General features: G+C 43.6%; 13 protein-coding genes. 10 read left to right on the top strand and 3 right to left on the bottom strand.

Annotated elements, in window-relative coordinates:
* Positions 1 to 102: 102 nt before the first annotated feature.
* The 3 genes from JI665_RS11035 to JI665_RS11045 are packed head-to-tail and all read right to left on the bottom strand — an operon-like array spanning position 103 to position 3,240.
* Positions 103 to 1,194, bottom strand: coding sequence for an acetyl-CoA C-acyltransferase (locus tag JI665_RS11035; RefSeq protein ID WP_206839898.1), 1,092 nt, complete (start codon positions 1,192 to 1,194; stop codon positions 103 to 105).
* Positions 1,190 to 2,641 (bottom strand): AMP-binding protein, encoded by a 1,452-nt coding sequence (locus JI665_RS11040; protein WP_206839390.1) that lies wholly within the window; start codon positions 2,639 to 2,641, stop codon positions 1,190 to 1,192. Before JI665_RS11040 ends, JI665_RS11035 begins: the two co-directional genes overlap by 5 nt.
* Before the next feature lie 35 nt (positions 2,642 to 2,676).
* Positions 2,677 to 3,240 (bottom strand): biotin transporter BioY, encoded by a 564-nt coding sequence (locus tag JI665_RS11045; protein ID WP_206839392.1) that lies wholly within the window; start codon positions 3,238 to 3,240, stop codon positions 2,677 to 2,679.
* 261 nt (positions 3,241 to 3,501) lie between these two features.
* Between JI665_RS11045 and JI665_RS11050 the strand changes: the two genes are divergently transcribed.
* The 10 genes from JI665_RS11050 (at position 3,502) to JI665_RS11095 (ending at position 14,723) form a co-directional block, all read left to right on the top strand.
* The gene (locus JI665_RS11050) at positions 3,502 to 4,320 is read left to right on the top strand and encodes an alpha/beta fold hydrolase (RefSeq protein ID WP_206839393.1); all 819 of its coding nucleotides are present in this window, start codon (positions 3,502 to 3,504) and stop codon (positions 4,318 to 4,320) included.
* A gap of 78 nt (positions 4,321 to 4,398) precedes the next feature.
* Entirely contained in the window at positions 4,399 to 5,181 is a 783-nt protein-coding gene (locus JI665_RS11055) for an IclR family transcriptional regulator (protein ID WP_206839395.1), read from the top strand.
* A 292-nt stretch (positions 5,182 to 5,473) separates the two neighbouring features.
* Positions 5,474 to 6,751, top strand: a complete 1,278-nt coding sequence (locus JI665_RS11060) for an MFS transporter (protein WP_206839397.1) — start codon at positions 5,474 to 5,476, stop codon at positions 6,749 to 6,751.
* Between the two features lie 147 nt (positions 6,752 to 6,898).
* Positions 6,899 to 7,435, top strand: coding sequence for a cupin domain-containing protein (locus tag JI665_RS11065; RefSeq protein ID WP_035329812.1), 537 nt, complete (start codon positions 6,899 to 6,901; stop codon positions 7,433 to 7,435).
* 164 nt (positions 7,436 to 7,599) lie between these two features.
* Positions 7,600 to 8,514, top strand: a complete 915-nt coding sequence (locus JI665_RS11070; protein ID WP_206839399.1) for a VOC family protein — start codon at positions 7,600 to 7,602, stop codon at positions 8,512 to 8,514.
* A 23-nt stretch (positions 8,515 to 8,537) separates the two neighbouring features.
* Positions 8,538 to 9,329: an SDR family oxidoreductase gene (locus JI665_RS11075; RefSeq protein ID WP_206839401.1), complete on the top strand. Its 792-nt coding sequence runs from the start codon at positions 8,538 to 8,540 to the stop codon at positions 9,327 to 9,329.
* A 27-nt stretch (positions 9,330 to 9,356) separates the two neighbouring features.
* Positions 9,357 to 11,075, top strand: a complete 1,719-nt coding sequence (locus JI665_RS11080; RefSeq protein WP_206839402.1) for a thiamine pyrophosphate-binding protein — start codon at positions 9,357 to 9,359, stop codon at positions 11,073 to 11,075.
* Between the two features lie 13 nt (positions 11,076 to 11,088).
* Positions 11,089 to 12,534, top strand: a complete 1,446-nt coding sequence (locus JI665_RS11085) for an aldehyde dehydrogenase family protein (RefSeq protein WP_206839403.1) — start codon at positions 11,089 to 11,091, stop codon at positions 12,532 to 12,534.
* Between the two features lie 12 nt (positions 12,535 to 12,546).
* On the top strand, positions 12,547 to 13,329 hold the full coding sequence (gene nadX, locus JI665_RS11090; RefSeq protein WP_206839404.1) for an aspartate dehydrogenase: 783 nt from the start codon (positions 12,547 to 12,549) through the stop codon (positions 13,327 to 13,329).
* 86 nt (positions 13,330 to 13,415) lie between these two features.
* Complete coding sequence (locus JI665_RS11095; RefSeq protein ID WP_206839405.1) at positions 13,416 to 14,723, top strand: aromatic ring-hydroxylating dioxygenase subunit alpha; 1,308 nt, start codon at positions 13,416 to 13,418, stop codon at positions 14,721 to 14,723.
* Positions 14,724 to 14,748: the final 25 nt, after the last annotated feature.

Consider the following 14,748-nt stretch of genomic DNA (forward strand, 5'->3'; position numbering starts at 1 on the left):
CAAAATGCTAGCAGGTGATATTTTTGTGCTAATATGTCGAATTTATCGTTGATTATTCAAAAAACCTGGAATAACAATACTCCAGGCTTACGTACAGGTTTATTATACACCTTCAAACAAAACAGCAACCCCGACGCCTCCTCCGCTTCCAATGGCAGCTAATACATATTTGGAAGGAGATCTTCTTTGGACATCATGAAATAATTTTGTAACCATTACAGCACCTGAAGCTCCATAAGGATGGCCAATTGTTAGAGCGCCTCCATTAACATTCAGTTTTTCATATGGAATTGAGAGCTCATTGGAGCATGCAGCAATTTTTGAGGCGAATGCTTCATTAATTTCTATTAAATCAATATCGTCAATCGTTAAATAATTTCTTTCCAGGATCGCTTGTATTGCTGGGACAGGCGCAGATCCCGGATAGTTGGGGTGTACACCAGCTACTGCACTATCGGCAAAACGCAGAATGGGCCTGTATCCATTTTTAATTGCTGTTTCTTCCTCCATGACCAGCACAGCAGATGCCCCGTCATGTATGCCGCAGCTATTGGCTGCTGTTACAGTGCCATCCTTTTTAAATATAGGCTTTGCACGTTTAAGAAGAGTATCCATTTTTCTTTTTCTAAAAAACTCTTCATCATGCAGATGGCTTCCAATTGGGATCATTTCCTCTGTCAGCAGTCCATTTTCAAAGGCATTCCAGCTCCGTTCATAGCTCAATTGTGCGTATGTATCCTGACTTTCCCTTGATATGCTGTACATCTCGGCCACATTTTCCGCTGCTGCACCCATATCGGGGTCTCCGATTTTGTCCGGGGAGAATCGGGCTCTTTTGGAAAAGGGAGAGGTGCTGGCACTTTCCGTACCACCAGCTATATAACAAGTCCCTGCACCTCCCTGGATGGAATAGCATGCCAAGCGAATGGCTTCAAGACCCGCACTGCATTGCCTGTCCAGGGTTAAGCCCGGAACAGACAGAGGGAGTCCTGCTTCCAATGCTGACAAGCGTGCTACATTTCCGCCAGGTCCAACGACATTGCCCAAGATGACATCATCAATTTTTTCTTCTATACCTGCAGCCAGATAATTTAGAAGCGGGGCAGCGAGTTCATGAGGTTCATAGTCTTTAAGCATCCCATTTACTTTTCCGATAGGTGTTCTTCTTGCCTGTACAATCACTGCTTTCTTAATGGCTAATCACCTTACTTTCGATGGATTCCTTCAGCTGGGCACGTGCAATTTTTCCGCCGGCTGTGTAGGGCATTTCTTCAGTGAAGATCCATTTGCGCGGTACTTTGTAGGAGGCTAGATGTTTTTTGCATAGTCGCTTTAACTCAAGGACATCCGTTTTGCCTTTGATAACCGCAGCTGCAATTTGCCCCCAATATTGATCCTCCAGTCCAATCACGGCAGCCTCCTCGACATCCGGGTGCAAACTGATCACTTTTTCAATTTCTTCAGGAAAGATATTAATTGCCCCATATAAAATCATGTTCTTTTGCCTCCCGCTGATGTATAAATATCCTTCATCATCAACATAGCCCATATCATCAACGGTGGCCCATCCATCCTGATCCCTTATGGAATGGATTATTTCATTTGAAAGGTAACCATCGAAAATAAGTTCGCTTCTGACATATATTTTGCCAATTTCATAAGGAGCGAGCTTCCTGCTGTCTGTTCCTCTAATTTCGATTTCAACACCATGGCAGGGCTTTCCGACTGATCCTGCCTTATCCTCATCAGCAAGAAATGTTACATAGCTCAATTCACTCGCTCCATAAAATTCGATCATGGAGAGCTGGGGGAATATTTTGCTGATTTCCAGCTTCGACGTTTCATCCCATTTCGCACCTGAGGAAAAGATTTTTATCGGTTTATCTATGATTCTTTTTTCTCTTAAAATAGCTGAAACCATCGTCGGAACTGTATAAAGTGTGCTGATGGGCTGCTCCTCGATACATGAGAGAACCTGTGGTGCACTGAATTTTTCGAGCAGGTGAACCGTTCCGCCCGTACAGAGCGTACTTACCGCACCATACAAGAAATGAGAATGGATAAGTGCCCCTGGTATCAGTACGTGCTCTTTCTCATCCATCTTAAAATCATAATGGTTCACCTCGAAGCTGGCCGCCCAGGAACTATGGGAACGGATAAAAGCTTTTGGGCTTCCGGTCGTTCCTGAAGTAAATCCCATATAAAATGGGGAGTTAGTTTCTGAATCGATGTGAAAATTAGTGCTCTGACCGCAGATTTCCTCCAGGGCATCCTCCCAGATAAGCACGAAAGGGTGAAGGCGGGCAATCTGATCATAGTATTCTTTAACTGTGATCACGATAGCAGGGCTGGATATTTCGATTCGCTGGTTAAGTTCTTCGGCTTTCCATTTTAAGTCGAAAGGTACAGCTGTCCATCCAGCCATGGAGGCACCTATGAATAATTGCAGAAAAGGAATTCCATTTGGCAGCAGGATTGCTGCAGTTTTATTGGTTACAGATAGAGAATTAAGCCAGTTAGCAGTTTTGCTGAGATGAGAGCTCCATTCTTTATAGCTTAAAGTTTGGCTTTTTGAAATGAATGCGGCTTTAGATGGAGATTCTTCAGCGAGTTTTTGTATATTAGCTGTAATATTAGTCAACGGGTTGTTCCTCTCCTTATGGAAAAGGAGACACCTTAAAGTGTCTCCAGAGATTTAGAAAATTGCTTATTGATTATCGGATGCTTGAGCAGCCTGTAAACCAGGAATGAGGCGAGGGTTGCTTTTAACACATCTCCAGGGATATAAACAAGGCTTAATTTGATTGCATCAGCTAAAGGAATGTTCATCATAAATGCCTGTACCGGAATGCCAAATAGATAGATTAGGAATATTCCGGCAGTCAGGTTTATGAGTAGGATATTCATTAATTTTAAAGTTTTGAAGCGTGAAAGTAAATAGCCGATAAAAAATGCGGTAATCGGATAGGCAATCAAATACCCTGCACTTGGCCCGAAGAAAACCCCAATGCCGCCGCGGCCACCCGATAATAATGGTGCACCGGCAGCAACCAAGAGTAAAAACAATGCCATGCTGATTCCACCAAGCCTTGCGCCTAGAATACCGCCGGCCAAAAGGACTCCAAGTGTCTGCAAGGTAATCGGAACTGGTGTAAAAGATAGCATGATGGGAGGAACAAGACCAAGTGCTCCCATAACAGCCGCAAATAGTGCTACAAATGTCATCTCTTTAACTTTCATAATAACTCTCCAATACAGATTAATAGGTTAACTGGTTTTATTTTATGGTTTACATAAAAGTTTGTCAACCTGATATATAATGCAGTTTACACTTGTTTTTAGGAAGGACTGAAAAGGTGTTAACTAAATCTTAATGGACAATGAGTAAATGGATATAATATATTTTGATTATTCAGTTGACTATTCCAGAATATGATTTATGATTAGGTTAACCGAAACGATGTTTTACTTACAAAACAAACATGTGTGGAGGTTAATAAAATGCCATTTATTGATGTCAATGATTTAACTATTCATTATGAAGTAGAAGGAAATGGTGAGCCGCTTGTTATTCTTCATGGACTGGGAAACAATTCACAATCCTGGAAAAAGCAGCTGGAAGGGCTGAGTAAGGAATTTACTGTTATTGCCTGGGATGCGCCCGGCTATGGCAAGAGTTCTGATCCTGGGGAGGAATTTACACAGTTCAGCCAATTTGCTGATGTTTTGAAGGGCTTTATTGAAGGGCTGCATTATCAATCTGTTAATCTATTAGGCCATTCAATGGGCTCAGCCATCGCGCTTGATTTCTGCAGCCGTTATCCCGATATGGTGACCAGGCTGATTATTGCAGATGCCACTCGCGGTGCCGCTGGGCAGAGTCATGAAGAAAACGAAAGAAGGCTGAAGAACCGCTTACATAATATTGATAAATTGGATCCAAAGGAATTGGCTCAGTTAAGAGTAAAAGAGCTTCTTGCGCCAAACCCGGATCCAGCAGTAAAGAAGGAAGCAGAACGCATCATGTCCCAGGTGAGGCCGATGGGCTATCGCTCTGTGGCTTTTTCACTTTCAAATTTAAATCAAATGGATATTCTGCCTTCCATTCCTGTTCCTGTCCTTGTTATTTGCGGGGCATTGGATAAGGTTACTCCTGTAAGCGAATCAGAAATTTTCCATCAGTACATCCCAAATTCAATTCTGAAAACCATTCCGAAAACAGGGCATTTATGCTATCAGGAGAATCCGGACTATTTTAATGCCCTTATTTTGAATTTCCTGCAGGGAGCATACAAAAACGAAGAATTAGCAGAAAGGTAACCATAGAGAAATACTTCCTATTTCTATCCTGGTTTTGTTAATATGTTAGTAAAAATGTAAACACAGGGGGTGACTTGCATGGCAAAAGAGGAAAAAGAGCGGTATAATGCCAATGCTCTGGTACGGGGATTGGAAATCTTAAAGCTCTTTAATGAAGAGCGTCCAACTCTGTCATTGGTTGAAATTGCAAAAGAATTGAATGTTAGCCGAACGGTCCCGTATCGATTATTGTATACCCTCCAATCGCTTGGTTATCTTGACCAGGACGAAAACTCAAAGAGATATAGTTTAACGCCCCAGGTATTGGAATTGGGCTTTTCCTATTTAAGTACGTTAAAACTTCCGGAAATTGCCCAGCCTTATTTGGAAACATTAAGAGATGAAACAGGGGCTTCCTGCCATTTATCCATTCTGGATGGGAATGAAGTGGTGTATGTTGGCAGTGCACCTGTCAGAGGGGTATCTGCTATTAATGTCAATATCGGACTGAGGCTCCCGGCTCATGCAACCGCAAATGGAAAATTGCTGCTTGCCTATCAGCCGCAGGAAAAGCTGAAACAGCTTTTTTATGGGTCCGAATTGAAGCCGTATACGGATCGGACCAAAACGTCCCTGGCTGATTTTCAAAATGAAATTGAAATAATCAGGGGAAATGGATACTCCATTACAAAAGGAGAGCTTCACCATGGGATTCAATCGGTAGCGGCACCGATATTTGATAAATCCGGCAGCATTATGGCTGCTATTAATGTTGTAGCAACAGAGGCAACATTCCATGATGAGTTTATTGAACATGTAGCGCTGCCTAAAGTGCTTGAGATTTCAAAAAAGTTATCAGGCTATATGGGATATCATCTATAGGAATAAAAAGAAGGGTTAAAAGCTTGCAGCACTGCAAGCTTTTTTGTTTTGTATATAAAACATCATTTAGCAAATGAAACAAATTGAAATTTTTTATTGACTCAATTTTCGAAAAACTTTACACTATTAATAAGTGGTAAACATTGTTTTATATATAAAACACAGAATGGCTGAAAGGAGGGCAAAAAATACCACCAAAAAATTTTTTTCTTATGAAGTATAATATTTGAGAATCGAATGTTATTGAAAGCGGTTACAAAAAATGAATATGTTTCTTGAAAGGGGATCACAAATGCTGAAGGGGAACAAAAGATGGCTCTATATTGCTGTGCCTATATTCTTTTTCTGGTTTTTTGGACAAATTGATAAACTGGGAATCTCGGTTATTCAAACGGATCCTGGCTTCCTTAGTGATCTGGGGCTAACAGGGGCAGACAAAAACGCCAAAATTGGCTTAATAACATTTATCTTTACAATCTCTTACGCCGTTTCAAACATTTTCTGGGGCTTTGTTATTGATAAAGCAGGCCCTCGGAAAACCGCTGTATTCGGGCTGGTAATTTGGACTGCGACCATGATTGCAGGCGGTTTGTCAACTTCCTATGAGATGTTTTTAGTCAGCAGGGTTATTCTTGGATTCGGTGAAGGGATGATGATTCCGGTTTGCGGAAAATTCATTTCGAATTGGTTTAACCAGAGGGAACTTGGCCGGGCACAGTCTACCTGGCTCGCGGGCAATTATTTCGGACCTGCCTGTGGTGCCGTTATATTGACTTTAGTGCTTGCCACTTTCCATTGGGAAGCTGCGTTTTTCTTCCTGGCTGCTTTTAATCTATTTATTGTTATTCCAATGTTTTGGTTCCTTACCCGGGATACTCCTGAGGTACATTATGCAATTGATAAGGAAGAGCTTGCGTATATCCGCAAGTCTGATGGCACTGAAAAAACAAAGAAAAGCTTTGCCCAGGACTACCGCTACTGGATCGTTTGGTTTGGCATGTTAATGTCATCGTTTTTGTTTTTCGGAATAAGCATCTGGCTGCCTACTTATCTCGTTGAGGCGAAAAGTTTCTCAAGAGAAGCAATGACAGGGATTACCTCATTATCCTGGCTTTTTGCTCTAGGGTTTGTATTATCCTGCGGATTTTTGGCAGACAAAACAAGACGTCCAAGCTTGCTGGCCACGATTCTGTTCAGTTTAACGGCAGTATTCTTAACAGCAGCTATTTTTGCACCGCATCCGGTTCTGGCAGGTATTTGTATGGGCCTCGCAATGGGAACTCAAGGCGGAGTCTTCCATTTAAGCAATTTATTTATCGTGAAATTTTCGACCCCGGAAACAGCAGGGCGCGCTGCCGGTCTTATGGGATTCACAAATATTTTAGGCGGATTTTCAAGCTATATCATGGGATGGATGAGAGACCTTGCAGGCGGGGATTTTGGCCCATCTATCGTTATGCTTATTATTGCAGCGAGTCTGGGCTTCATCGCTTATATATTCACAATCAAAAAAGAGGCAGCGGAGCTTCGGATAGAACAGATTCCTCCAAATAGAAAAGTAATCGTATAAAAGTTTTATATTTAAAACAAAGTTTCAATAATTTAATTTTTCTCAATATTTTTAATTGACATATTAAATATTGGGATTTATTATTAACCTGTAAGTAAAACATTGTTTTGTATATAAAACATTATAATAGTTTAGGAGTGATATTAAATGTCAGCTGAAAAATTTGATGTGCAGGCTTTTGAAAAAAAATATGTAGCAAGGCTGGAAGACCGATCACTGGACTGGAATGTTCTTAAATTTCAGGAAGAAATTGATCCAAAGTATAAAAGGGCGCAAATGAGATATATTGGCCGCGGAGCAACAGCGAATAATGATTCAAATGTAATTGCAGCGGAACATTTCACACTCAGCACGATGGTCCTTCCAGCTGGATGTGTTGGACCTCTTCATCTTCACGATGATGTGGAAGAAGTATTCTTTATTCTTAAGGGGAGTGTAAAGGCTCTTATCCAGGAAGTAGGGAAGGAAGAAGTTCATGAAATTCGTCTCAATGAGCGCGATTGCATCAGTTCTCCACCAGGAGTGTACCGCGGCATTCATAATGATGGCGATGAAGAAGCGTTAATGCTGGTTATGCTTGGTGCCGTAAAACCAAATCTTCCTACATATCCGAAGGGGAGTGCTCTTGAGGAGCTTCGCATTCAGCGTGCGAAAGAAAGAGAAGCCATTATCAACGGAAAATAATCGTTTTCAAGCAAACTGGCAATCTAATAAATATTACCGGGATGGACCGCTAACACTTAAATTTGCCGGGTCATCCCGGTTCCTTTAACAAAAAAGGTTTCCTGATACACATGGCTGCATGCAACTGATTGAATGAAAGACTTATTACTTTGGAGGTGCATGGGATGTTAGGCATTACTCACTTGAGGCACATTAGTCTCATTACTCCAGTTCTTGAGGAGCAGGCTGAATTTTACGAGAAGATTTGGGGTCTTGATAAGGTATCCGAAGATGGGGATTCTGTCTATTTCAGAGGTGCTGGTTCAGAGAATCATATTTTACATTTGAAGCGGGGAGAAAAAGCGGGGCTTCATCATATTGCATTTGGAATGGTTGATAAGAACGCCGTTGACAGGGCTGCGGAGATTCTGGCTTCCAAGGGGATCCCGATTATTTCACCGCCGGGCTATTTAGATGAAGAAGGTAAAGGGTACGGGCTACGCTTTGCTGATCCGGAAAACCGCTGCATTGAACTTTCAGCATGGGTGGAAATGCACACGACAATCTGGAATAAGAAGAATGTTGATCCGGTGAAGCTGAATCATGTTGTCATGAATACGGCAGACCTGGATATGATTACAGACTTTTATACAAATATTTTAGGATTTAAGGTTACTGATTGGAGCGAACACCAAATGTCCTTCCTCCGCTGCAACAGGAAGCATCACTCAATTGCCTTCAACCAGGACCAGCATGCATCTGTCAATCATATTGCCTATGAGGTGGACACAGTGGACGAAGTTATGCGGGGGATTTCGAACGTCCGAAAGGCAGGCTATCAGGAGCTTTGGGGTCCTGGACGCCATGGACCGGGAAATAACATCTTCTGTTACTTCCAGGATCCTTCCAAATTTGTCATGGAATACACTTGTTATCTCGAAACCATTGAAGACGAGGAAGAATGGGTGGCTCGAGTATGGAAAAGGGTTCCACACCTGATGGATCAATGGGGAATAGCCGGACCTCCAAAACCTGAAGCACGTGCGGCGATGGGCGGAAAGCCAGATCCGGGCTGGATCAGCGTGAAAGCATTAACCTAAAGATATTTGAAAGGGGTATCGTGATGGACTTTGGTTTAAAAGGAAAAACAGCAGTCATTATGGGCGGGACTTCTGGAGTAGGCCTCAAGACAGCAGAAATGTTCCTTCAGGAAGGTGCCAATGTGGCAGTATGCGGCAGGAATGCAGAGAGGAAGGATAATGCCTTTGACCATTTATTGCATTTCGGATCCCGGGAGTCGATTCTTGCTGCCACTTGTGATGTAACAAATAAAGAGGATGTTACTCGTTTTGTCGATTCGGCAGCAGCCCGATTTCAGGGAATTGATATTTTGGTTAATGCAGCCGGACAAAGTGTTATGGGCCATTTCTTCGATATTACAGATGAGCAATGGCAGGAGCAGATTCAGTTAAAATATTTTGCCATTATCCATGCGGTACGTGCTGTTCATCCATATTTGGTGAAGAGCGGAGGCGGAAGGATCATTAATATTAATGCGACGCTCGCAAAGGAACCTGAAAGACATATGGTTGCTACAGCTGCTACAAGGGCAGGTCTTCTGAACTTAAGTAAAACGCTTTCCCAAGAGCTTGCATCAGACAATATCCTGGTCAACTCCGTAAGTCTTGGATTAATCCGTACAGACCAGTGGGAACGCAGACGATTAAAAAATGCACCTGATATGGATGCCGAGGAATATTACAAAGATCTTGCAGCAAAGCGGAAGATTCCGCTGGGCAGGGTTGGAGAAGCAGAAGAGGTAGCCAGTGTCATTCTCTTTTTAGCTTCAAAGCAGGCAAGTTATGTTTCAGGATCAACCATTGAAACAGCTGGAGCGCTGGGGAAAGCGCTTTAATTTCAAGCAAAGGCAGGAATGATTAGGATGAGCCAACAGGAACAATTGGAAATTGCGCCGGCAAAAGCAAATGAGTCAATGGAATTTACTGCAGCAGATGCAGTGGTGAAGGAACTCGTCCGTGCTGGAGTTGAGGTGGCATTTGGGATTGTAAGCATTCATAATATGCCGATCTATGATGCCATCCTTCGTGATGGGAGTATTCATCTGGTATGCTCGCGCGGGGAGAGCGGTGCGGCAAATATGGCAGATGGTTATGCACGTGCGACAGGAAAATTGGGAGTGGTCATCACGAGTACGGGAACTGGTGCAGGAAACGCAGCTGGTTCACTGATTGAGTCATGGGCAGCAGGTGTTCCGGTCCTTCATTTGACAGGTGAGGTTGCATCACCGTATTTGGGAACGGGCAGAGGCTATATTCACGAGTGTAAAGACCAGCTGTCTATAATGGAGGGTTCTTGCAAAAAAGCGATGCGGCTAAGAAGGCCTGAACAGGCAGCAGCGGTTATCAGGCAAGCGATTAAGGAAGCTGCTGCTGCACCTTCAGGGCCTGTTTCAGTAGAAATCCCAATCGATTTCCAATCTGCGATTATACAGGATTATTCATTGGAAGAAGTGAATGTGCAGGAATACAGCTCCATATCGTATCTTCCAAAAGAGGCGATAACCAAAGTCAGCCAGGCCCGCCGCCCGGTCATATGGGCAGGAGGGGGCGTCATTAGCGCCGGGGCTTCCAAAGAATTGCAGAAGCTTGCGGAAAGAATCGGGGCAGCCGTTATTACAAGCCAGTCAGGCAAGGGCAGCATTCCGGAGGATCATCCTCAATGTATTGGCCACTTTGCATCTTTTGAATTAACAAAGGATTTAGTGAAGAAATCGGATCTCCTGATCAGCATTGGAGTCAGATTCAGAGGGAATGAAACCTCCAACTGGAAAATAGGAGTTCCTGAAAATCATATCAGCATTGATGCTGATCTGCAGGCAATGAACAGAAATTATGCGGCTGCCATCGGGCTGGCAGGTGATGCTAAGCTTATATTGAGAAAAGTAAATGAAGAATTGGCTAAGGAACCATTTACGACGCCATCCGAAGAATATTTGGAAGAAGTGCTTTCAGTAAGAAAAGAACTGCGTCTTCAGCTGAGAGCTACGCTTGGACCATATGAAAATATTGCTGATGCTATGCGTAAATTGCTCCCGAGGGATACTGTATTGGTGCGTGACGTTACGGTACAGGCAAATGTCTGGGGCAGCCGATTATTTGAAATATATCAGCCTCGTACATCCATTCATGCTTCAGGCGGAGGGATTGGGCAAGGTTTGCCGACTGCAATCGGAGCACAAATGGGATGTAAGGATAGACAAGTTGTTTTATTAGCTGGAGATGGCGGCTTCATGGTCAATGTGGGTGAAATGGCAACGGCAGTACAGGAAGACCTTCCATTAATCGTCATCCTGTTTGATGATGCAGGATATGGCGTTCTCCGGAATATTCAGGATGCAGCCTATGGACGGCAGGTAGCGGTCGATTTAGTTAGCCCAGATTTCGTTTTGCTGGCTCAGTCCATGGGATTTGCTTCTGCGAAAATCGGTTCTCCTGAAGAATTCGCATCAGAACTGGAGAAGGCAATGGACAGGAGAAAACCATCCATGATTGTAGTGGATATGGAAGCAGTCGGGCCAATGGCGAAACCATTCGGAGGGCCGCCGGGCGCGGCAGAAGCTTTCAAACCGAAAAGGCTGTAAGGGAGTGATTGAGATGATTTCAACGTATCCATTTGTTTCAGGAAAATATTTAATAGCCGGAAAATGGATCCAGGCAGAAAAAAAGACAAATGTTATAAATCCGGCTGATCATCAGGAAGTCGTGGGCGAAGTTGCTTTATGTACAGAAGAGCAGGTTGAATTGGCCATTTCAGCAGCAGCAAAAGCTTTTGAAACCTGGTCGAAAAGTGAGATTGAGGATCGGGCTAACCGGATGAAGCTGGCTGCGGACGAGATTAAAGCAAGTGTCGAAGAGAACGTAACCTTGCTGATCCGAGAAAATGGAAAAGTGCTGGTGGAAGCGAAAAAAGACCTTCTGCGCTGTGTCGATATTATGAAGGAAGCTGCCGATGAGCTGCTGAAATGGTGGAAGCCTGAATCCATTCCCGGTTCCCAGAAGGTTCAAATCCGCAAGCGTCCCCGTGGTGTAACGGCGGTGATCTCTCCATGGAACTCACCAATGATCCTTACGTTTAAGCGGGTGATCCCGGCTGTTCTTGCCGGAAACACAGTCGTTGTAAAGCCGGCGACGAGCTGTCCGCTAACGATCATGTCATTTCTCAAGACAGTAGCTTCTTATTTCCCTGACGGGGTCATTAATGTTGTGACTGGTTCAGGAAGGGTTATTGGCAATAAGCTTTGCTCAGATTCGCGAATCCGGACCATTGCATTTGTCGGCAGTACGGAGACTGGCAAAGAAATCATGCGTGCTGCTTCAGGCACAGTGAAAAATGTCTACATGGAGCTTGGCGGGAATGATGCGGCAATTATCCTCGAGGATGCCAATCTGGATGAAAGCGCTATTAAGCGCCTGCGTTTCGGTGTTCTCCGGGCAGCAGGCCAGGTGTGCTCAGCTATTAAAAGGATCTATGTCCATGAATCACGATACGGTGAGCTGGCAGAAAAGCTTAGAAAAGAATTTCAGCATATTAAGGTTGGAAACGGCATTCAGCCTGATGCCGAGATGGGGCCTTTGAACAATAAGGCTCAGTACGAATATGTGAATGGCCTGATCGAACGCGCCAGAAAATCCGGTGCCACAGTCATCACAGGGGGAATTCAGCTTGATCCTGATTCCTGGGATAAAGGCTATTACATTCTTCCTTCAATCATTACCGGTGTGGATCAGAAAAGTGAAATTGTTCGTGCCGAACAGTTTGGACCTGTCATTCCGATCCTTCCATTTAAAGAGGATGAGGAAGTCATCAGCCTTGCAAATGACAGTGAATTTGGTTTAAGGGCTTCTGTTTGGACATCAGATGAATCCAAAGCAATCGAATTTGCAGACCGGTTAGAGGCCGGCGCCATTTTCCATAATAATCATACCGTTTTTCAGGATCTTCATCTGGACTTCCCGGGACTAAAGGAAAGCGGACTTTCACGTGAAACGCGGCATTGCGGCCTGGAGTTTTTTGCAGATTCCTATGGGTTTGCCAATTAGGGGGATACCGATATGAAATTAGCCTTAATCGGAGGCGGGAATATAGGCAGGTTCCTGCTTCAAAGCATTAATAAAGACTGCTTAATACCGAATGCGCAAATTATTGGCCTTCATACCCGCTGCCAGGAACAGGCAAAGGAATTATCACTGGAATTTAGTGCGGAAATCTTTGCAGACGTGGAATCCCTTTTAAAATCCCATGCCGACCTGGTTATAGAAGCAGCAACTGTTGAAGCTGTAGAGGAGTACGCTGCTTCTATTTTGCTCTCAGGCAAAGATCTGGTTGTCAGCAGTGTTGGTGCACTGGCAGACCGGGAATTTTATAAGTGCCTTGAAGAAATTTGCATTTTAAATAATACGAAAATTCACTTGCCATCAGGGGCAATCGGCGGACTGGATGTTTTAAAAGCAGCTAAATCGATTGGTGAACTGGATTCTGTATCCATTATCACCAGGAAGCCTCCTCAGGCGCTTCCTGGTGCCCCGCTTGATGGCGAAAAGGTGCTTTTTGAGGGGTCTGCCGCCGAAGCCATTAGATTATTCCCAAGGAATATCAATGTATCCATAATTTTGTCTCTCGCGGGGTTAGGTGCCGAGAATACCGGAGTAAAAATCATATCCGATCCAGCAGTAAGGAAAAATAGCCATACGATTGAGGCAGCAGGTTCCTTCGGAAAGCTGTCGCTTCAAGTCGAAAATGACCCGATGCCTAATAATCCAAAGACAAGCTACCTGGCAGCTCTAAGCATCCTGGCTTCATTGAAGAATAGGGATGAGATGATCCGGGTTGGATGAGCCTGCTGCTATAGAGGAAGAGAATAGTAAATTCTTTTCCTCGCTCCTTGGAGAAGCTTATTTTAAGACGAAGGGGGAATTTACATATGATTAAAACGACAACTAAGAACTTAGAAGAAATGACCCAAAAAGAAACAATCGGCTACTTAAACGAAACAGTCCAGCCTGAGGCTGGATCCATTCCTGCTTTTATCCTCGCAGATCCTAAGATTTACGATATTGAGCATAAAAAGGTGTTTATGAAAACCTGGCTTTTTATTGGCCATGAATCAGAAATCCCAAATAAAAATGATTATATGCTAAGAGATTTAGCAGGCTACTCTATTATCATTACAAGAGATTCAGAGAATGAAATAAGCGGCTTTTACAATATGTGCACACACCGGGGGATGAAATTATGCCGTGCTGACAAAGGAAATAAATCCTCATTTGTATGTCCTTATCATGGATTCAATTTTAAAAACAATGGTGATCTGATTGGAGTGCCTCTGCAGAAGGATATTTATGGAACTGACCTGGATAAGTCCAAGCTGGGACTCCACAAAATAAGGATTGAATCGTATAAAGGCCTTATTTTTGGAACCTGGAATGAAGAAGCAGAGTCTCTTTCAGATTTTTTGGGCGATTTCAAATGGTATTTGGACATTTTAGCCGGGCGTGCAGAAATGGAGGTCGTCGGCCCTCCGCAAAGATTCATCATCCATTCGAATTGGAAGGTAGGAGCAGATAACTTTGTCGGCGATTCCTACCACACAATGGTCACTCATGGATCCATTGCAAAATTGGGCATGGTGCCAAGTGCAACATATTCTAAAAAGGGATACCAGATCCACACAATGAACGGGCATGGATTAAATCTGGGCACTCCTAATCCTGACTTCGCATTCCCTGAAGAGCTGAAATCGGAATATAAATCCAATTTAACAGATGAACAATATGATGTGCTGGCCAATTTGAAAAATATGATCGGTAACATCTTTCCCAACCTGAGCTTCCTCATTTCGCATACAAAAGTGAAAGGGCAGCTGATTTCAAATACAACCGTTCGGATGTGGAGGCCAATTGGGCCTGATAAAATGGAAGTGATAGCCTGGTTCCTCGTAGAGAAAAATGCGGCAGAGGACTGGAAGAAACGTTCAAGGGATTCATTCATTTTAACGTTCAGCCCTTCAGGCATTTTCGAGCAGGATGATACAGAAGTATTTACTGACATAACCGCTGCCGCATCAGGTCCAATGCCTGTTATGAAAGAACTTGTTTACAATTATACGATGGGGATGCACCGTGAACCGGTCAGTGGTTTCATCGGTCCTGGTGTTGTCTACGATGATAAGTTTTCTGAAGCAAATCAAAGGAACTTCTATCACTACTGGCTTGATCTCATGAACGCTTAAGTAAACTGGAACGATGCCTGGAAAT

The organism is Bacillus sp. NTK034, from assembly GCF_017303275.1.
Lineage (GTDB): Bacteria > Bacillota > Bacilli > Bacillales > Cytobacillaceae > Cytobacillus.

Excerpts from the sequence above, each read along its gene's own strand:
- JI665_RS11045 (WP_206839392.1), bottom strand. The coding sequence starts at position 3,240 with ATGAAAGTTAAAGAGATGACATTTGTAGCACTATTTGCGGCTGTTATG.
- JI665_RS11050 (WP_206839393.1), top strand. The coding sequence starts at position 3,502 with ATGCCATTTATTGATGTCAATGATTTAACTATTCATTATGAAGTAGAA.
- JI665_RS11055 (WP_206839395.1), top strand. The coding sequence starts at position 4,399 with ATGGCAAAAGAGGAAAAAGAGCGGTATAATGCCAATGCTCTGGTACGG.
- JI665_RS11060 (WP_206839397.1), top strand. The coding sequence starts at position 5,474 with ATGCTGAAGGGGAACAAAAGATGGCTCTATATTGCTGTGCCTATATTC.
- JI665_RS11065 (WP_035329812.1), top strand. The coding sequence starts at position 6,899 with ATGTCAGCTGAAAAATTTGATGTGCAGGCTTTTGAAAAAAAATATGTA.
- JI665_RS11070 (WP_206839399.1), top strand. The coding sequence starts at position 7,600 with ATGTTAGGCATTACTCACTTGAGGCACATTAGTCTCATTACTCCAGTT.
- JI665_RS11075 (WP_206839401.1), top strand. The coding sequence starts at position 8,538 with ATGGACTTTGGTTTAAAAGGAAAAACAGCAGTCATTATGGGCGGGACT.
- JI665_RS11080 (WP_206839402.1), top strand. The coding sequence starts at position 9,357 with ATGAGCCAACAGGAACAATTGGAAATTGCGCCGGCAAAAGCAAATGAG.
- JI665_RS11085 (WP_206839403.1), top strand. The coding sequence starts at position 11,089 with ATGATTTCAACGTATCCATTTGTTTCAGGAAAATATTTAATAGCCGGA.
- nadX (WP_206839404.1), top strand. The coding sequence starts at position 12,547 with ATGAAATTAGCCTTAATCGGAGGCGGGAATATAGGCAGGTTCCTGCTT.
- JI665_RS11095 (WP_206839405.1), top strand. The coding sequence starts at position 13,416 with ATGATTAAAACGACAACTAAGAACTTAGAAGAAATGACCCAAAAAGAA.